Source organism: Pedobacter psychrodurus (assembly GCF_004331735.1).
Classification (GTDB): Bacteria; Bacteroidota; Bacteroidia; order Sphingobacteriales; family Sphingobacteriaceae; genus Pedobacter; species Pedobacter psychrodurus.
Map to the genome: position 1 here is coordinate 356,164 of NZ_SJSO01000006.1, position 19,236 is coordinate 375,399.

14 protein-coding genes are annotated in these 19,236 nt (G+C 38.1%); 3 read left to right on the forward strand and 11 right to left on the reverse strand.

Features of this window, described 5'->3' with window-relative positions; genetic code table 11:
• Positions 1-164: 164 nt before the first annotated feature.
• The 3 genes from EZ456_RS09955 to EZ456_RS09965 form a co-directional block, all read right to left on the reverse strand.
• The gene (locus EZ456_RS09955) at positions 165-566 is read right to left on the reverse strand and encodes a VanZ family protein (RefSeq protein ID WP_131529687.1); all 402 of its coding nucleotides are present in this window, start codon (positions 564-566) and stop codon (positions 165-167) included.
• Positions 567-576: 10 nt separating this feature from the next.
• Complete coding sequence (gene gcvH, locus EZ456_RS09960) at positions 577-957, reverse strand: glycine cleavage system protein GcvH (protein WP_108197822.1); 381 nt, start codon at positions 955-957, stop codon at positions 577-579.
• Between the two features lie 165 nt (positions 958-1,122).
• Positions 1,123-1,863: a hypothetical protein gene (locus tag EZ456_RS09965; protein ID WP_131529689.1), complete on the reverse strand. Its 741-nt coding sequence runs from the start codon at positions 1,861-1,863 to the stop codon at positions 1,123-1,125.
• Between the two features lie 144 nt (positions 1,864-2,007).
• Between EZ456_RS09965 and EZ456_RS09970 the strand changes: the two genes are divergently transcribed.
• From EZ456_RS09970 to EZ456_RS09980, 3 genes are all read left to right on the forward strand, one after another.
• Positions 2,008-2,868, forward strand: coding sequence for a hypothetical protein (locus EZ456_RS09970; protein ID WP_131529691.1), 861 nt, complete (start codon positions 2,008-2,010; stop codon positions 2,866-2,868).
• A gap of 294 nt (positions 2,869-3,162) precedes the next feature.
• The gene (locus EZ456_RS09975) at positions 3,163-3,423 is read left to right on the forward strand and encodes a hypothetical protein (protein WP_131529693.1); all 261 of its coding nucleotides are present in this window, start codon (positions 3,163-3,165) and stop codon (positions 3,421-3,423) included.
• 181 nt (positions 3,424-3,604) lie between these two features.
• Positions 3,605-4,021, forward strand: coding sequence for a hypothetical protein (locus EZ456_RS09980; protein WP_131529695.1), 417 nt, complete (start codon positions 3,605-3,607; stop codon positions 4,019-4,021).
• Between the two features lie 12 nt (positions 4,022-4,033).
• Here the strand turns inward: EZ456_RS09980 and sov are convergent, their stop codons facing one another.
• The 8 genes from sov to EZ456_RS10020 all read right to left on the reverse strand — a co-directional run bounded on the left by sov (position 4,034) and on the right by EZ456_RS10020 (position 19,205).
• Positions 4,034-11,233: a T9SS outer membrane translocon Sov/SprA gene (gene sov, locus EZ456_RS09985; RefSeq protein WP_131529697.1), complete on the reverse strand. Its 7,200-nt coding sequence runs from the start codon at positions 11,231-11,233 to the stop codon at positions 4,034-4,036.
• A gap of 11 nt (positions 11,234-11,244) precedes the next feature.
• Positions 11,245-11,829 (reverse strand): Holliday junction branch migration protein RuvA, encoded by a 585-nt coding sequence (gene ruvA, locus EZ456_RS09990; RefSeq protein WP_131529699.1) that lies wholly within the window; start codon positions 11,827-11,829, stop codon positions 11,245-11,247.
• Between the two features lie 6 nt (positions 11,830-11,835).
• A complete protein-coding gene (locus EZ456_RS09995) occupies positions 11,836-14,151 on the reverse strand; it encodes an NADP-dependent malic enzyme (RefSeq protein ID WP_131529701.1) in 2,316 nt (771 codons plus the stop codon).
• 189 nt (positions 14,152-14,340) lie between these two features.
• A complete protein-coding gene (locus EZ456_RS10000; RefSeq protein WP_131529703.1) occupies positions 14,341-15,744 on the reverse strand; it encodes a lytic transglycosylase domain-containing protein in 1,404 nt (467 codons plus the stop codon).
• Between the two features lie 110 nt (positions 15,745-15,854).
• Entirely contained in the window at positions 15,855-17,273 is a 1,419-nt protein-coding gene (gene gatA / locus EZ456_RS10005) for an Asp-tRNA(Asn)/Glu-tRNA(Gln) amidotransferase subunit GatA (protein WP_131529705.1), read from the reverse strand.
• A gap of 18 nt (positions 17,274-17,291) precedes the next feature.
• The gene (locus tag EZ456_RS10010) at positions 17,292-17,492 is read right to left on the reverse strand and encodes a Sec-independent protein translocase subunit TatA/TatB (RefSeq protein ID WP_029287719.1); all 201 of its coding nucleotides are present in this window, start codon (positions 17,490-17,492) and stop codon (positions 17,292-17,294) included.
• Positions 17,493-17,502: 10 nt separating this feature from the next.
• The gene (locus tag EZ456_RS10015) at positions 17,503-17,862 is read right to left on the reverse strand and encodes a Sec-independent protein translocase subunit TatA/TatB (protein WP_131529707.1); all 360 of its coding nucleotides are present in this window, start codon (positions 17,860-17,862) and stop codon (positions 17,503-17,505) included.
• 47 nt (positions 17,863-17,909) lie between these two features.
• A complete protein-coding gene (locus tag EZ456_RS10020; RefSeq protein ID WP_131529709.1) occupies positions 17,910-19,205 on the reverse strand; it encodes a murein hydrolase activator EnvC family protein in 1,296 nt (431 codons plus the stop codon).
• Positions 19,206-19,236: the final 31 nt, after the last annotated feature.

A 19,236-nucleotide genomic window follows, 5' to 3' on the forward strand; every position in this document is an offset into this window, starting at 1 on the left:
ACAGCCTTTTTAGGAAGATGATCAGATCTAGAAGGAAGGTCGATCAGAAGGAGAATTATTTTTGCTGTGAAGGATAACTTTGGTAATATACTTTTGGACAGTTACAGTTTTTTTTAAAAATACTGCATCCGCTTAAACACATGGCCACAATTACACAGATGATGCTAACTTTCGTTTTCATTGAAATTTAATTTATGGAGCAATACATAACTAAAAACTGCCATTGATGCACCTAACATATCGCAGCCAAAATCCCACCATTCTGCTGATCGGTAGGTAAAAACTTTCCATTGTAACAGTTCAATTCCGCCACCAATGATCGCATTGATGAGCAAAATCTTAAAAATGGTTAATGTTCTGAAAGCGAAAGTATGCTGATACCTGATTTTACCGTAGAAGAGCAGCACCGATAAAACAAAGAAAAAACCCATGTGGGTCATTTTATCAAAGCCTTTAAAGAAAAAACCGCTTCCACCCACAGAATCAGAAATTTCCATATTACAAAGCACTAAAACTACGATGGTCCATAGAATGGCCCATTTTTGTTGTTTCAGTGCTTTGTACAAAATATAATAATTAAGCGCCTACCAATTCCTGGTATGCTTCTGCAGTTAATAAATCTTCTACTTCAGCTAGATCAGCCAAAGATACTTTTACCATCCAACCTTTTCCGTAAGGATCAGAGTTAACCAATTCCGGATTGTCGTTTAACTCAGCATTAACTTCTAATACGGTACCAGTAACTGGCATATATAAATCAGACACTGTTTTAACGGCTTCTACAGTACCAAAAACTTCTTCTTTTGCTACTTCACTACCTACAGTATTGATATCAACATAAACAATATCACCTAATTCGCGCTGAGCGAAATCAGTAACACCGATAATAGCTTCGTTACCTTCAACTTTAACCCACTCGTGGTCTTTAGTGTATTTTAATTCTGATGGAAAATTCATATTTATATAATCTATTGTATGTTAGTTATTTATGGTCATTGTTATTATTGCCTTGCATATTCTTTTGCAAACATTTAGTTTTAAAGGTGCTAATTTAGCACTATTTATCATCATTTATATAAAAATACAAAAGGAGTTAATTTTATTAAAATTATAAAGAAAATACTAAAAGTTATTTACAGCTAATTGCATACTGCCATTTGGAGAAAGATATTGTTTTGGTTCCCCGATTTCAAATAATCTTAGTAATAGAGAAATTTTTTGAGCATGACTAATGGAAAAATCCTCCTTGAACATTTTAATCCAAACGTAAATATCTTTAAAAGAAGCTTCTAATGTGGGGTGTCTTTGAATACCATATTTCTTCATTTCAGCGATTGCCTTTTCCCCTTCTTTCTTTTTTATGTTGTTAACATGATTCTTAGTCATCACGATTCTAAAATATTCATATTTCCAATATAAGGGTGGCTCATTTTTTAGGAAGCCATAATTGGTTTTGTTAAATCCTTGATGGAGAAAATCATCTATAGAGTATCCTAATGCTAGAAAGTCTTTTAAAATTAACTCGTGTTCAACAATATTATTTAAGACCGGAGTAAAATTATACATATCAGCATTAGTTTTTTCACTAACATAAAACTCAGTTTGTAATGGTAAGACCATATGCAATATCTCATGTACTAATGCTTGCTCTGTTTTACCCAGTTTTGAAATAATAATTTTCCCCAATGGGACAGGGCCATTACTTGATGAAGAGTCGATAACTTCTCGTGAAAAAGAGCTTAAACTATCGTTAGTAAATTCTAGACTGAAATTTGAGCCGTAGAAAGATATTGCTTTATCTATATAAGATTCTAGCCTTTCTCTTTTTGGCAAACTTATTAAGTTAAGTAGAGTTTTTTTCATTTAGAATATAAATTGCAAAGTAAATTAGAAACGTAAAAATAATATAAGCATGAAAGGGATGTAAGTTGCTAATCATTAATGATTTTTTCTTACAATTGTAAATAGAAACTTAATAGTCACACATGATTATTAGTATTTGACAAGATGATAAATAACGCTCGAAATTTAAAAAAACGCTTACTCGGTCTTTTCCCAGCGAAAACATTAAAAGAAAATTTTAATGAAGATGGAAATATCTCAGATGTGATTGAGATATTATCAGGAAATTTAACAGATCAAGCTGTTTACAATTTCGTGAGAAATCACCATACTATTACAAGACAGCACATATATTTCTATAATCTTTTGAGGAATTTCAATCCTCTTTCAATGATTGATTTCCCTTTTGAAATATTTTCCCAATCAGCAAATGCTGGGACGTATGAATACCTAATTTTGCCTGAAATTTCATATCGTGTTGTTTTGAGCAATCCTTTGGAGCAAGAAGAAGTTAAATTCCTCCAGCCGGTTATGATTCAAATCAAAAACCAAATTTTAACGCTTCATTTCACTAAGCTGGAAAAAAATGTAGCGCCTTATTTTGATACTGAGAGAATTGCGACTAAAGTAAGTCAAACTAATTCAGAACAAGAAATATTAAACACAATTTCAGAGTTTTTTATTAATGCTTTTGGTCTTCAAAAATTAGATATAAATAGAGGTGTTAAATTTCTGTGGGATACCGATTCAATAGATAGTACTAAGGTTCAATGGAGAAGAGATAGCTCGGTCGCAACAGACACCATGGATGAGAATCTTCTTTTCAAAGCAAATTATAGAGTAGATTATGATGTACTAATACTAAAGCCTTTAGTGAAAACGTTTTTTAAGTATATTAAAGATGATGAGTATTTTTGTACATCTTTCGATGTTGATCCGGCAAATGGCCAACTAAATATACCTAGATTCCCAAAAAATGTTAACCAAGTAAAAAATGTTATTACAGAAATACTTGCGAACAATTGAGAACATAAATCCTAATAAAATTTATGTTGAGAACGTTAGGAGCTTTTTTAAAGTTCCTAACGTTGTTGCTAGACTTATGTGTGAAATGGCTGTGGTTGATAATCTTTTTGTAAAGAAATACGGAATTTCATGTCCCAATAACGACTGCCGAAGAATAATAGCATCATACAACTCCCTTAAAGAGATTCCTAATGAAATTCAATGCGATATGTGCGAGGACAATGAGCAAGAAAATTTTACATTTAGAACAAGTAATTTAGAGATAATCGAGTTTTACCAACTCAAGAAGATTAAATGAAAATAACTGAAGATCAAGCAGCTGTAATACAGATATTAACAGATGTATTAATAAAAATTGCTCTCGCTGGGAGCTCAATCGGTGGCTTTTGGTATATTCTTGTACATATTATAAATGGTAATGCGACAACTTTCACTTGGGCACTTGCTTTTTTAGAAACAATGCTTTCGGGTACGATTTATTATATTATCGCTCACTATTTTCCTGCATTTAAAGCCGCTGTAAAAAAGAAACCTGCTGCAAGACCAAGAGCCTAGCTGGATTAAAATTTTCTAGAATCTTTATTACTTACCTCTTCGGAATCTTTCTCTTGTTGTCTAATTACACAATCATACATTTTTGTTGAAATATAAAATCTGTACAGATATATGAGATGATATCTTGATTAAACTGATTCAGGAAAAATCTTTATATTCACCTCACAAATTAACCCTCAACATGAAACCTGCGCAAATTTATATTTTGAAAGTGTGCATTGCCACACTGATTGTTTCTGTTCCGGTAACAATGGCAATTGGATTCGGCTATATCGGATTGATCAGGCTCATCAACCCACCGAACTGGATGTTTAATTTTAGCCTTCCTTTCAACCACGTATTTATCTTTGTAGCCATCCTTGTCGCAATGATCATGTTTGAAAGCTACCTGGTCAAAAAAGTGGGTTATAAGAGATTTATCAACGATAGGCCAGTGGCCCACTCGATTGTGATCTTTCTCTTTTATCTGATTGTCAGCGGAAGCATCTACCCGATGACTTTTGATCATTTATTGTTTAGTTATGCCCCTATGTTCTTAACGGCTTACCTATTTAACAGAATATTCTCGGCACAAAAGGACAAGCCTTTACCTGCCTAAGCAACCTATTTATTAATTCAGTGTAAACCTTAAACTGAACCCGAAATTACTAAATGAAGTATTAAAAGTCTGCGAAGTATAAGGCTTAGTAATATTCGAATCGTAAAACAATTTGATATTAAATTTCTGATTCAACACGTAATCTACACTTGGCCTTAAGGTAATATTCTTTGCTCCTGAAGAAACTTCGGCTTCGGTAACATCGGCACGGTAAATAACGGTTTTATTATCGCGGATAGCCACATCCAATTTGAAATCCATGTTGTTATCCATTTTCAGGCTTTTAAACCATCCAAATGGGAAACGGAATTTATTGGTACGGTAGCCCAATCCTAAAACCATATTGTTTTCTGATAGCTGCGCCAATTGGCTGTTAGATAAACTTAGTCCCAATAAACGTGAACGGTTTAACTCGAAAGAAGCAGTCAGGTTGTTTTTAAACCTGGTATCAACACCAACCAATGGAGAAAAATATTCAGAAATGGTTACCTGAGCAAACTGGTATTCCGGTAAAAAGTTATTATTTACATCTCTACTGCTAACTGCACCATTGGTTTCCTGATAACGCAGTAATGAATTAAAGCCATTAATGTTGTAGGCCGAGCGATAGCCGTGTCTGATATCGACAGATGAAAACTTATCGGCGATAAAAGGAATACGCGTTAAACCGCTATAGGTTAAACTCCAGTTTGGAAGTGGAATTTTAGGAAAGGCATTCATTTTTGTCTTCCCGGCATCTTTACCTGAATAGGCAGCCATAAAAGCAGAGATAATTACATCCTGACTTTCTTTGCTGTAACCATCGGCAAAACCGCCATTTACACCACCCGAGTTTGGATTTTGAGCACCTAATCTTCTGGAGATAATAATCCTATTGGCCATAAACTGATTAAACAAACCCGAAATTACCGTAGCATTATTCTCTTTAAACGCTGTACCCAAAGCAATATAAGACACACTATAATCGCCGGTTGTAATGGCACTTAAGTTTTCGAACGATGATACGCTAGCTACATACCTGAAGTTAGTAGAAAAGTTTCTGGTTTGCGCCTTATTGGCCTTTAGCGTAATCCGTAAATCTTTAAACGGCTCTACCTGCCCCGTGAGCTGAAAATCTTCTCTGAGTGTGTTTACATATAGCTGATTCTGCAAGGTATCGGTGGTTAGCCATCCATTGTTTAATGCCATATCACGAATATCGCGCTGACTTCCGAAAGCAAAACCTAAACCTGGTGCGCCGGTTACATTATCGATACCAAAATACTTAGTGGTTGGCAGATAGCCCGGCAAGAAAATACCTTTGGTTTGTACAAAGCTGGCATTAACATTTTTTACGCTCGTTAATAGGTTAATAAAAAATTTCTTAGCGCCACTTCCTTCCTGATCATTGCCTGCGCTTCTGATAAAGCCAAACTTATTGTATAATGTATTTAGGTTTAAGGTTGGATTTACCTGTACCGTTCTGCTGTTCTGTACGGTATTACCCAAATTAATATTCGGATCGCGTAGGGTAGAAAGCGGCTCGGTTTGCCAGTTAAAGTTGGTTCCATAACGGGTTTTTACGGTAATCCAGTTTAGCCCAGGTATTTTATCAATTGGAAGATTATAGGTAACATTTAAATTGTGGTTATAATCGGTTGTACGGCCTAAACGTTTTAAATTTTGCCAAACGGTATCGCGTTTTAAACCGTCAAGTCTTCCATCTGGTTCATCAATGATCGAATAATTTGTGGCATTAAAATCTAACTGTAGCGAACGGGTAAGGTTCCAGGCTATACCATAAATCCGGCTCATGGTAAAGTTTTTGTTAAAGGTGGTACCGTAACCACTCTGGTAAACCCCAATGGTATTATTTGGATCGTTATTCCGTAAGGTATTTTCTGAATATAAACGGTCTACATCAATTCTGAAATTAATGGCACTTGGGAAAATACTGAAGTTAAAATCCTTCAATAAAGCCAGCATGTTCGATTTAATAATCTTTTCAAACGGTGCTATTGTTTTGGCCTCTTTAGAATAACTGTACTGTAACGATGCCCTATAGGTATTCTGAATACTGCTCTGATTAATAAAATCGCGATGATTGAATTGGGTATAAGCATAACTTGCCGCAAAATTTTCAATATCCCATAGGCGAACAGGTTTGCTGTTATTGGTCCGTTCTTTTCTAACGTTGGTAAAGTTTATGCCTCTTCTAACGGTGTAGTCCTGTGCAAAGTTTAAAATAGAATCTTTTTGTTCTTTTGTCGATTGCTCTAAAGCATTTTTGAGCTCGATATCTGGTGTTCTAGGATTGTACTGCGGGGTAGAAACCTGTTTAGAGTAACTTACAAACATCGGGATTTTCACACCCGATTTTTGCGGGAGGAACTTACCTAATTCCATGGCCGAAGAAACATCAAGCAATACATTATCGGCACGGTTACGCTCGCTCACTTTCGAATCGATAGAACCAAAACCAATGGTAGATTTACTTCCAGAAATATTTACATCTGCAAAATCGGCCAATTTTAAGTTCAATCTTCCTGTAGCTGCCCAACCGCCCTTTTCATCAAATTCTGTTAACCTCAATTCGTTAAACCAAACCAGTGCATTTTTATCAAGTCCGTCATCATTCTGCTCGTCATTTGCGGCACGAAGCGGGTTTTTAATCCCGACCATATATACCCTAACCTTGCTCATGTCAGGCTGCCCCTTCACTACAATGGTTCTGTTTCCGTCAGTATAGGTAAATGGAACATTTGTTGGCCAAGGTTGTCCATTAGCTTGTTTAGCTACATTACGAGCCAACTTAGCATTTTGGAAAAGCGTTAAATCAATATCCATTCTATTGGCTTCCGGCCAAATGGCATCAGGATCGCTTGTACCCGGATTAGTTACCTTTAATGGGATTACATATTCATAATAATTATCCTGGTTATCAGTTCCAATTCTTAAGAATGCGGCAACATCATTATCATTTAAAATTTGATTGTTAACGGCTTCAGCATGGATAAACATTTCTAAATGCTTGTAAGATCTGAAATCGCTGTAGGCTGTTTTAAATGCCGCTCTGCCATAACCATCTCTTAACGATTTTACAATGACTGACAGCGATTGCTCATTTAAGCGCGTATCGCCACGATAGTTGCTAAAATCACGCTCACGAAGAATGCCTGGAGGGGTAACATATGGAATCGGTGAACGTTTCCCGTTTTCTTCGATGTTTACCGTCGAAACTTCAATAGTAGAATTATCGGGCGTTAAGGCTGGTAAAGATGGATCAACAATTACTTGGGCCGCAACGTTTGAGGCATTATATTCTCTCCATTCGCCACGGATGAGTTGTAACTTTGCAAAACGCATTACTGCAGTATCAGCAAAATTGGTCATAAACATCCTGAAGAAACGGATCGACTTAAAATCCTGGATACCGCCTACTTTCTCCTGGTACTGGCCAATTGGGATTCTGAATTGATACCATGAAACCGCTTGCGTATTTCCATTGGCCAATTTCACCTGCGAGGTTACTTTATCGGTAATAAAATTCTGACCAACATTTAAGTCGCCAGGGCGGATCGAAACTTTATACTGAAAATACTCATCGCTTTGTGTCATGTTATTATCGCGATTGATGTCTTCCCCATCGGGTAAAGAAGTAGAAGCAGAATTTTCAAGTCCTAATTCTTCTTGCGACTGCTGCGAAGTTTTAGAGTTCCCTTCAGTTCCGTTATATTTTTCGTAACGTTTAAGAATGCCTGCATTAATCTGATCTAAGGCTGGACCTCTGAAATAGGCATAATTATCTGATGAAGGATCGGCATCGAGTGCGGCAGAAGCCGTAGCATTTAATTGCGATTTAATCTGCGTAATGGCCGCAGCAAATTTTAATTTTTCGTCTGCATCCGCTAGTCCATCTAAACCTACATCCTGTGCACGGCGTGAATTGGCATTGTTATCAAAAGCCTGTACAACAGGTTGCAATTTGGGTACACGGCCCCAAACGGTTTCTTCGTATTTGTTTGGGTCGTTTGTTGCCGGCAAACCATTTTCTAGCGATTTTCTGCCATCCTTAAGAATATCTTCCGAAATATTACCCAGGTTGAAATACATATCACCCCCTGCCGAATTTGGTTTATAAATAAATGGATCCATCACCCAAAATTCAATAAAGCCCACATTTAAGGCTTCAAAATCGTTGGTTTCGATTTTTCGCTGGAAACCTCCCCAGTTATTTCTGGGCTGCAATAACGTTCCGTCTGGCCTAAAATCTGTAGGGCGGAAATTATATGGTCCTCTAACAGTTGGATAATAAGCCACATCGAAAGTGGTAATATTTAAAGCCTGTCCTGTTGCCGTCTCTTTAAATGGGAAAACTTCTTGTTCAATTACTTCTCTTACATAGTGATTAGAAAGTTCTGCCCGGTTGTTCCTGATATTGGCAGGAGTGGTAGATGCCGCTGAATTATAAAAAGTAGGATCGATGTTATAAAATGCAATTCTTGCCCGGTTGTAACCATAAGTTAAATCGTTAGACTTATCGTGTTCGGCGAAAAGCTGTGGGGTGCCAGATAGCTGCCATGCAATAGCACTTTTTAAATCGATTATCGATCTCGACGCCTCGAAATCGTCTAAATAACTTACTCCATTTTTACTGCCTGCAAAATTTAATGCCCTTGGGTGTCCAGGAATCAATTGTGCAAACTCTCCATAAAAGGTTACACTCGAAGGTGCCTTAGTAGAAAGGAAAGGAAGTTTATCAACCAATTTGGTTAAAAACCTTGATGGCGAACTGTAGTTAATATCTGCTCCCCAAATGGTATTCGAAATGGGTTCTTCGCCAATGTTTACCTTTTGGGTTAAAGGTTTCTCGGTTAAGTTCATTATGGTACCACCCAGATTCAGCTTATTGTTTACACGGTAATCTAAACGGGTTCCAAAAAGTGATCGCTGCTGCAAGCCAAATAGTTCATTGTTTTCTGTAGTAATCCGAATCGGCTGACCTGATACCAAAAGTGCCTGGTTAATAATACTCACCCGACCACCCTGATAATCTACTGTAAAGTCTATCCCCTCGGTTAATGGCATCGTTCCTGCAAAAACCTTTACCGATCCTTCGGGAACATTGATGGCATTTAAGCTAAACTCAGAGGAAATGTCGGACTGGTAATTTACCTTAATGGTATACCTGTTCTGGTTTTGAAATAACTGCTTGGCGATGGTTTGGGTCGAATCGTAAAGCGCGGTAAAAGTATATTTATTGATCAATGCCTGTTCGCTAGGCAAAAACCGTGCGGCCAAATCTTTACCAAAAGGTTCAATTACCGGAAAGATAATCCTGCCATTTGCAGGGTCGATGGTAATATAACCCGAATTGGTATTGGTAACCAATGAAGTTTGCCCGTTGCTGCCTACCCCAAACATACTGGCCTGATTGGCATTGCTCGCGGTAGAGTACGAACCAAAAGCATTGTTTGCCGCCACAAAATCGAAAATTCCATCGGGCCTCCGCTCATTTTGCTGGTTTAAACGATCAAATTCGGTTAAGGCAATCCACTGTTTATTCGCCGTATTTTGTCCTTCGGTCATTACCGGATTATCCACACCGGTTTCATTATCAATGCGGTAAATATCCAGTTTAAAATTTTGACTGCTGATCTGATATCCCCCAATAGAGTAGATATTTTTCATCATCAGATCCCATGTTGGCAGTTGGATCTTGGTGGTTTCGTTCTTTAATAATTTCGCATAAAGCACTTTGGGATTTGCCGCATCAAAAGAAACATCGGTAGAAAATTCACCCACCTGATATTCTACGCCGTTATAGGTGTAGCGGTAGGCAACAGCTAAAACCTCATCAGCATTTAAGGGGTTGTTTAGTGATAAATAACCCAGTTGAGGTTGAAAGGTAAACTCGCGTTCGGTTAATTTTCGGGCATAGATGAGTTTGGCAAAGTTATCGGTATTGCTGCTATTGGCAGGTGTTGTCTGGAAGAAAGAGAGTACGGCATTAGAATTTGTTTGTCTTATAGCACCACCCTGATAAGCATTTAATTGCGCAATCAAATTATTCGATTGTTGCGAAAAACCCGTTGCAGTAGTTCCGGCAGGCAAACCTGAAGTCCCACCGGTAAGCAAAGCGGTGTTAAAAGGAACATTCTCACCCAAGTCCATCAAACCCAATACATCTCTCGAATCGGTGGTATTACCTGCCTTATTAGTGATCCAAACCTCAATTTTAGTAATTTGGATCGGTGAGGTAATGATCGGTGCGTTAGCCAGATTTTTGTTATAGTTGTTCCTAAAATATTGCGATAGGAAATAGTGTTTGTTAGCCTCGTAGCTGTCTATATTTACGGTAGTGGTATTTTGTTGTGCCCCATTGGTAATCTTAATCTCTCTCGACTCTGATTTTTGCTGGGTATAAACACTTGTTACGTTTAAACGCCCGAATTTCAATTGTGTTTTAATACCAAAAAGTGCCTGTGTCCCAGTAATTAAAGAGGTATTTAAAGGCAAACTTACGTTACCCGCTTCAATTTTTTGGATAATATCATCAGGCCCGCCGGTATAATCAAGTTTAATCTGATTTTCGAAATCAAATTGAGCCTCGGTATTGTAATTGCTTTTTATTTTTAGTTTGGTTCCGATGTTACCAACCAGATCCATTTGTATCCTTTGGTTAAAATCAAAATTAGTCTGTACCCTTTGTCTTTCGTTAAAAAGCGGGTTTTCATTTTTATTAACCCGGCCTAAAAAGGTAAGTTCAGCCTCTCCGCGGGGCTGAATATCGATGGTTGTTCCACCGAATAATTTTTCGAAAGCTTTGCTGTTTACCTGAATCTGGGGAATAATACCAGTGCTTCTGTAATCACTCACTTCTGCATTTGAAATGCTGCGCCAGTTACCACGTTTTATCTCACTGTTAACCAATCGCTGGTATTCGTCGATAGTTAAATATTGTGTGTTTAGAACAAATTTTTCGCCAATTAATTCCTTTACTACATAACGTTTATTCTTGGCATCGTATTCTACAACACGCTTTAAATTACTGGGCGCAGGATAAAATGGATTAACGGCCGGGCTAAGCCCTAAACGTTCTTTTTCGCGTAAACCAAAATTATTTTTTGGGGTAATCGTATCCGCTTTGCTTGGAACAACTTGAGAGAAAGCGTTTTGAGAAGCAATTAAAAAAAGAGGGATGAGAAACAGAAATGTAGATATTCTCTTCAAAGGCAGTAGATCTATAAAGTTTTTAAAGCTTGTTTAATTAGTTGCTCTACCGAAAGTGTTCCCTCTGTCACTTTTAAAATCTGGTCTATATTTTTTTCGGCGGTTTGTTTGGCGAATCCGAGCATTACCAATGCTGATAACGCTTCATCTTTAACAGTATTGTGTTGAGGCATAGAAATTAACGAGTCTACCCCTTCTTTTTTTAGTTTATCCTGTAGCTCTAAAACCAGGCGTTGTGCCGTTTTAGCTCCTAAGCCCTTAATCCGCTGAATTAGCGGTAAATCTGCTTTAACAATCGCGGTCTGGATTTCTACAGGAGTAATAGATGACAACATCATTCTACCTGTATTTGGTCCAATTCCCGATACCGATATTAAGTGTAAAAATAAACGGCGTTCGCCTTCATCGGCGAAGCCGTATAATGTATGTGCATCTTCTTTTACATGCAGCCAGGTGTATAATTTACACCTTTCTGCATCGCCCAAAGCGCTGTATGTATTTAAAGAAATGTTTATATGATAGCCTATGCCTCCGGCTTCAACCACAACATATGCTGGGTTTTTGAATGTCAATCTACCATCAATATAGGCGTACATGTAATTCTACTTTTTAGTTGTTTTTCCAAATATACCTTTTCGTTTCGATGTTGCAATTTCTTCTTTTGCTTGCACATCTACAACAGCAATGGTAACCATATTGACGATTTCGCGCACAGAACTACCTAATTGAACAATATGAACAGGTTTATTCAGTCCAAGCAAGATCGGGCCAACCGCTTCGGCACCACCTAACTCTTGTAACAATTTGTATGCAATGTTACCTGACTCCAGATTTGGGAACACTAAAGTGTTAGCCGGAGCATCTGCCAGGGTGCTAAATGGAAAATTATCTTTTAACAATTCGTTGTTAATGGCAAAGTTTCCTTGCATCTCACCGTCTACAATTACCTCTGGATGATTTTTATGCAGGAGTTTAACCGTTTCTCTTACTTTATTTGGTGTTACACCATCGTTCGAACCAAAGTTTGAGTATGATAATAAAGCAATACGTGGTTTGATGTTAAACTGCTTAACAGATTTATCAAGCAATAAAGTAATATCTACCAGCTCTTCTGCCGTTGGATCTACATTTACAGTGGTATCGCCGAAGAAAACAGGACCTTTTTTAGTCATCATCATGTACATACCAGCAACACGTTTCACGCTTGGATCTACACCAATAACGTGTAACGCAGGCTTAATGGTTGAGCCATAATTTTTGGTCAGACCCGAAATCATCGCATCTGCTTCGCCAAACTCAACCATCGATGCGCCATAATAGTTACGGTCTCTCAATAATTTAGTGGCATCTGTTAAAGAAACTCCTTTACGCTGACGTTTTTGATAAAGCGACTCGGCGTATTGTTTGGTTTTATCAGGATTTTGCATCTGATCGATGATTTCGACACCCTCTAACTCTAAACCGTGTTCATCAATAATCGCTTGTATTTTTTCTTTATTCCCTAAAAGGATTGGGATGGCAATATTCTCGTCGTTAACAATCTGTGCTGCCTTTAAAATTTTGTAATTATCGGCTTCAGCAAACACAACCCTTTTCGGATCTGTTTTAGCTTTGGTGGTAATGGCACGCATAATCGCATCATCCAAACCTAGGCGTTTTCTAAGTTCTTCGCTATAGGCATCCCAATCGGTAATAATTTTACGTGCAACACCACTTTCAATTGCTGCTCTCGCAACTGCAATAGAAACTTCTGTAATTAACCTAAAATCAACAGGTTTTGGAATAATATATTCTTTACCAAACTTAAGGTTGCGGGCATTATAAGCTAAGTTTACAGCCTCTGGAACAGATTTTTTTGCTAATTCTGCAATGGCTTTAACGGCAGCGATTTTCATCGGCTCGTTAATGCTTGTTGCGCGTACATCAAGCGCACCACGGAAAATATAAGGGAAACCTAAAACGTTGTTCACCTGGTTGGGATAATCAGAACGGCCAGTAGCCATAATAATATCTTTACGGGTTTTAATCGCCAGTTCGTAGGCAATCTCCGGATTAGGGTTGGCCATTGCAAAAACGATAGGGTTTTTGGCCATCGAAGTCAACATTTCTGCCGTAACACAATCTGCTGATGAAAGACCGATAAACACATCAGAATCTTTCATGGCTTCAGCCAAAGTGTTTATTTTTCTATCCGTAGCAAATTCAGCTTTAATATCGTCAAGTACTTCACGGTCTTTACGGATCACGCCAGAACGGTCGCACATGACGATGTTCTCTTTTTTAGCACCTAAAGAAACATAAAGTTTGGTACAAGAAATTGCAGCGGCACCAGCACCATTAACTACAATCTTGATTTTATCCATTTTTTTCTTGAAGATTTCGCAAGCGTTCAACAGTGCCGCAGCCGAAATAATCGCTGTACCATGTTGATCATCATGCATTACCGGAATGTTCATTTCTTCCTTTAAGCGACGCTCAATTTCGAAACATTCTGGAGCTTTAATATCTTCTAAGTTAACACCACCAAATGTTGGCTCTAAAGCTTTTACGATTTTAACAAAATCATCAACATTTTTGGTGTCTAACTCCAAATCGAATACATCAATATCAGCAAATATCTTGAAAAGTAATCCTTTTCCTTCCATTACTGGTTTTCCGGCTTCCGGGCCGATATCGCCTAAACCTAAAACGGCTGTACCGTTACTGATTACCGCAACCAGGTTACCCTTTGCGGTATATTTATAAACATCTTCTTTATTTTCTGCAATCTTTAAACACGGCTCTGCAACGCCAGGGGAATACGCTAAAGTTAAATCTCTTTGCGAATTTGTAGGTTTGGTTGGTACTACTTGTATCTTTCCTGGACGGCCTTGCGAGTGGTAATCAAGCGCATCTTGCTTTCTAGTGGTCTTACTCATTACGTAACTTATTAGTGACGGGGGCAAAGGTACAATTCTTTTTATGAGGCATAAAATAAAAAGCCCTTCAAAAAAGTTAAATAAGACGTGACATTAAGCTGCTTGTTCACCAAATGGATTTAACCCAGCAGTACGATACAATTATAATTACCTGATCAACAAATAAACACCATTGTTTGGTTGCCCGTACTAGCCCTTACTAATCTTCAAGATCATCCCTACTTGCAAACCTGCTTTTGATAAACGGTTATCTCTTCTGATGCTTTGAACGGTTGCACCGTCGAATTTCTCTGCAATTTCAGACAAGGTATCGCCTGTTTTAACTTTATAACTCAAAAACGATGATGGTGCTTTTAATGGTGTCCGGTTTTTGGCATAAATCTTTAATCTTTGTCCAGGCACCAAGGTTTTGCTTTTTAAACCGTTCCAAACCCTTAAATCCTGTACTTCTACACCATATTTATCGGCCACAGTTGTTAAACTTTGTCCTGAGGTAACTTTATGGTATACTACAGCAGATGTAGCTATACTTTTACTTTTTTTCTTTCTTAAATCTCTTACATCATCAGTACTGGCGGTCACCACTTTCATGTTTACATCAACTTCCTGATTATTTAACACGTCGTAAATACCTGCGTAATCGATATCCCTTAACTTAGGCATTACAATACGCTTGGGTTCATCATCTGTACCGTTTACGATCTTTTTCTTGTAGGATGGATTTAAGGCCATAATCGCTGCTTCATCAACATTTAACACTTTTGCAAGTGTAGATAGCGAAACAAAACGAGTAGTTTGAACCGTATCGGTTTTTAAGAACATGCTCGAGGCTTGCGCAGTAATCTGATGTTTGCCAGAATAATTCATGACATAAACTGCAGCAATAAATGCGGGCACATAATTCCTGGTTTCTTTAGGTAAAAATTGTCTGATTACCCAAAAATCCCTCGATCCCGCTTTATCAATAGCTCGTTTAACATTCCCCTTTCCGCAGTTATAGGCGGCAATGGCCAAAAGCCAGTCGCCAAGCTCTTCAAAAGCATCCCTAAAATAGGCTGCCGCTGCATAACTGGCCTGAATGGGATCTTTTCGTTCATCCACAAAGTTATCCATCTTTAGGCCATAGGCCTTACCTGTGCCAAACATAAACTGCCAGATACCCGTTGCGCCCACCCTCGAAATGGCATGCGGATTCATTTGCGACTCGACGATGGTTAAATACTTTATTTCCTGGGGAATATTATAATCTTTTAAAGCTTTATCAAAAATCGGGAAGTAATAGCTTGATAAACCAATCATTTTCCCGAACATATCTTTACGCTTGGCATAAATATCGATATACTGCTGAACAAACTCATTATAAGGAAGAGGTACTGTTTTGGCGATAGAATCGAGCCTGAGCTTATAGATAAAGTTCTGGCCCATGGTTAATGGGTTTTCTGAAACGACTGGTACAGTTACAGTATCGGTATTGATAAAGATGTTATTGTGTACCTTCGGAAGACTATCCAGTTTGAGGGTTTGTTGCGCGAAGGAGGAAGAAACGTATCCTAAACATGCACAAATTGAAGCAAAAAGTAATTTTTTAATCATGGGCTATTGGTTTATTCAGTGCCGTCATCCTGAACTTATTGTCCAGATACTGATCCCCGAAAATCGGGACAGTAAGACGGCCACTGTACACAGCTCCATAGAGCTAATGCCTATTTTAAAAATGCCTGAGAAAAAGCCAGCAGCTGATCTTCCTCAAAATGTTTGGCTGTAAATTGTATACTTAACGGTAAACCCTCTGTATTATTGCCTATTGGCAAAGCAATAGCCGGATTTCCGCTTAAAGAGGGTAACACGGTAAAAATATCGGCCATATACATCACAATTGCATCCTGAACATTATCGCCAATTTTAAAAGCTGCTGTTGGTGCCACAGGAGAAAGAATAAAATCATAATCCTGAAACAAAACATCCATTTTTTCTCTAATTAACCGGCGAACTTGTTGTGCTTTTTGATAATAAGCATCGTAATATCCTGCACTTAAAACAAAAGTGCCTAAAAGGATGCGACGTTTTACTTCTTCGCCAAAACCTTCGGCGCGTGATAATTTATAAAGTTCGTTTAGCGATTTCGCTTCCATGTTACGATGCCCGTAATGAACGCCATCATAACGCGAAAGATTTGAAGAGGCCTCTGCTGTTGTTAAGATATAATAGGCTGGAACCAGATAATCCAACAAGTCGAAAGAAACATATTCAACGGTATGGCCATCTGCTTTGAGCTGCTCGATTGATTTTAAAATAGCTGATTTGATTTCCGGATCGAGTGCTTCGCTTTCAATAGTTTCCTTTAATACCGCTATTTTGTGTTTTTTACGCACATTCAAATGACCAGGATAATCGGGCACTGCAATAGGAGAAACAGTAGAATCATAATCATCAGCGCCAGCTAAAACCTGTAAAAGCAAAGCAGCGTCTTCTACTGAAGAGGTAATTGGCCCAACCTGATCGAAAGAAGAAGCATAGGCAATAACCCCATACCTAGAAATACGGCCGTAGGTAGGCTTAAGTCCGATTTGACCGCAAAATGCAGCTGGTTGTCTTACCGAACCACCGGTATCGGTACCCAAGGCAGACAAACACATATCGGCCTGAACCGCTACAGCTGAGCCACCTGAAGATCCACCCGGAACTAGGTCGGGATTTGCTGCATTTTTAGCAACCCCATAGTATGAAGTTTCATTTGAGCCGCCCATAGCAAACTCATCACAGTTTAAACGGCCAATAATAATGGCATCTTCCTGTAACAATCGTTGCACAACTGTAGAAGAATATGGAGATACAAAGCCTTCGAGCATTTTTGACGATGCAGTAACGATATGGCCTTCATAACAGATATTATCTTTTATGCCAATTACCATACCTGCAAGTTTACCTGCAGTACCTTCTTCTATTTTTTGCTGTATCGCTTTCGCCTGAACTTCGGCCGATAAAAAAAACACCTCATTAAATGCATTGAGGTGTTCATTATTTTCAATTTGCTTAAAATAATAAGCTAATAAATCGGGTAAAGTTAATTGCTTTTGCGAAATGAGGGCTTGAATCTCTTTAAGAGAGCTGTATTTCTTCAAAACTAAAAATTATTGCAATTAAACGGTTTTATCACGGTTAGACGGATCTACCTGTTCTCCATCAACGCCATCTTTACCATCTTTAAATTCTTTAACACCTTTACCTAAACCTCTCATTAGTTCAGGAATTTTTTTACCACCAAATAATAACAATACCACTACCGCAATAATGATAATTTCTGGTGTTCCAAGCATTGCTGCTATTGTTGTATTTAACATAACTTTTTGTTTAAACTTTTTCTTTGTCAGTTATAATTTTTTCGTCAGTAGGCTTGGCCAGATCAATATTTGGTGCACTTGCTTCTATTTTTTCATCAACAGGCGATTCTTCTGTTGGATGATGGCGCTGACTATGGTTTACCGCTGTTTCTTCTGCTTCTTCTTTATCTAAATCCATTGCATTGATATTCCTATGGATTTCACGTTTAACACCATCAGAGGCATCTTTAAATTCTCTGATTCCTTTCCCTAGTCCTCTGGCAAGTTCAGGTAATTTTTTACCCCCGAACAATAATAGAACTACTACTAAAATGAGCACGATCTCTGATCCACCCATGTTTAAAAACTCTAATAACGTGCCTTGATACATCACTAATATAATTTATACAAATATAGACATTTTAACTTGTCTTAAGTTTATTTACTAATCCAGGCTTCCGGATTTAAAGCCGCTTGCCCTCTCCTGATCTGAAACTTCAGAACAGCATCATCACCAGTGCTGGCCACAACTCCAATGGTTTGTTTGGTATCAACAGAATTACCTACGCTCACACTAACCGATTTTAGGTTTTGATACACAGTAAAGTATTCACCATGGTTAATCAAAACTACCGTTCTACCCATCATTACCTGAACAGCTGCAACCTTACCGGCAAATACAGCCCTAACCGGTGCCCCGTCAGTTGTAGTGATATCAACACCATCGTTGGTATAACTTGCCTGGTCTATCTTATGTAAACCAAACCTTTCGGTTATTGTTCCTGTTGCTACCGGCCAAGGTAACCTTCCTCTGTTATTTTCAAAACCTGCCGATAACCTGGCTGCCTCTGGTGTTGCAGTAAGCAATTCTCCTGTCGATTTTGCTTTAGGAGTTGGTGTAGCTGGTGCAGTAGGTACGGGTTTATTTTCAGCCTTGGCTTTTGCTGCCGCAATTCGTGCTTCCTCAGCAGCTTTTCTTCTTGCCTCTTCAGCAGCCTTTCTTCTTGCTTCTTCAATTGCCCGTTGAATTGCTGCGCTAATGGCTCTGTCTATCTGTGCCTGTTGCTTTTTACGGCTGGTAATATCTTGTTTATACTGTTTTTCGTCCTTGCTCAGTTTTTTTAATACGACAGATTGCTCACTCTTATCTTTCCCTAAACGTTCACGTTCTCTTTCCTGTTCCTTTAATAAATCACTTTTTTCTCTAAGTGTTTTATCCAAAACTTTAATCTTTCCATTTAAGTCTTGCTGTGTATTTTCAATGTATCCAGCCTGTTTTTTACGGTATTGACTAAACTGCTGTAAATACTTTATTCTTTTATATGCCTGGTTAAAATCTTTTGCCGCAAAAATGAACATCATTTTATCGTACGAATTTCTGTTGCGCTGGGCAAAGCGGATCATTCCGGCATACTCTTTTTTAAGATCACCTAACTGACCTTGTAACGTATGTACGGTATTTGTGTTCTGAGAGATTTGGTTATCGAGATTTTTTATTTCAGAGTTGATGGTACCAATTTTATCCTGACGCAACCTAATCTGGGCATTTATGGTATTAATCTGCTGTATAGTAAGCTTTTTACCACTGGCAGTCTTATTCAAATTCTTTTGAAGCTGTTCGATTTCGCGTTGTATAGCTTCTTTTTTCCTTCTGAGCTGACTTTCAGTTTGTGCAACCGCCGAAAGGGTTAACACGCTTAAAAAAAGGATAAATAGGAGTTTTTGTAGCTTCATTAAGCCAAAAGTATAAAAATTTTGTAGTAAA

Bases quoted from the DNA above. Each gene is read 5' to 3' on its own strand.
- gcvH (WP_108197822.1), bottom strand. From the start codon at position 957: ATGAATTTTCCATCAGAATTAAAATACACTAAAGACCACGAGTGGGTT.
- EZ456_RS09965 (WP_131529689.1), bottom strand. From the start codon at position 1,863: ATGAAAAAAACTCTACTTAACTTAATAAGTTTGCCAAAAAGAGAAAGG.
- EZ456_RS09970 (WP_131529691.1), top strand. From the start codon at position 2,008: ATGATAAATAACGCTCGAAATTTAAAAAAACGCTTACTCGGTCTTTTC.
- EZ456_RS09975 (WP_131529693.1), top strand. From the start codon at position 3,163: ATGAAAATAACTGAAGATCAAGCAGCTGTAATACAGATATTAACAGAT.
- EZ456_RS09980 (WP_131529695.1), top strand. From the start codon at position 3,605: ATGAAACCTGCGCAAATTTATATTTTGAAAGTGTGCATTGCCACACTG.
- ruvA (WP_131529699.1), bottom strand. From the start codon at position 11,829: ATGTACGCCTATATTGATGGTAGATTGACATTCAAAAACCCAGCATAT.
- EZ456_RS09995 (WP_131529701.1), bottom strand. From the start codon at position 14,151: ATGAGTAAGACCACTAGAAAGCAAGATGCGCTTGATTACCACTCGCAA.
- EZ456_RS10000 (WP_131529703.1), bottom strand. From the start codon at position 15,744: ATGATTAAAAAATTACTTTTTGCTTCAATTTGTGCATGTTTAGGATAC.
- EZ456_RS10010 (WP_029287719.1), bottom strand. From the start codon at position 17,492: ATGTTAAATACAACAATAGCAGCAATGCTTGGAACACCAGAAATTATC.
- EZ456_RS10015 (WP_131529707.1), bottom strand. From the start codon at position 17,862: ATGTATCAAGGCACGTTATTAGAGTTTTTAAACATGGGTGGATCAGAG.
- EZ456_RS10020 (WP_131529709.1), bottom strand. From the start codon at position 19,205: ATGAAGCTACAAAAACTCCTATTTATCCTTTTTTTAAGCGTGTTAACC.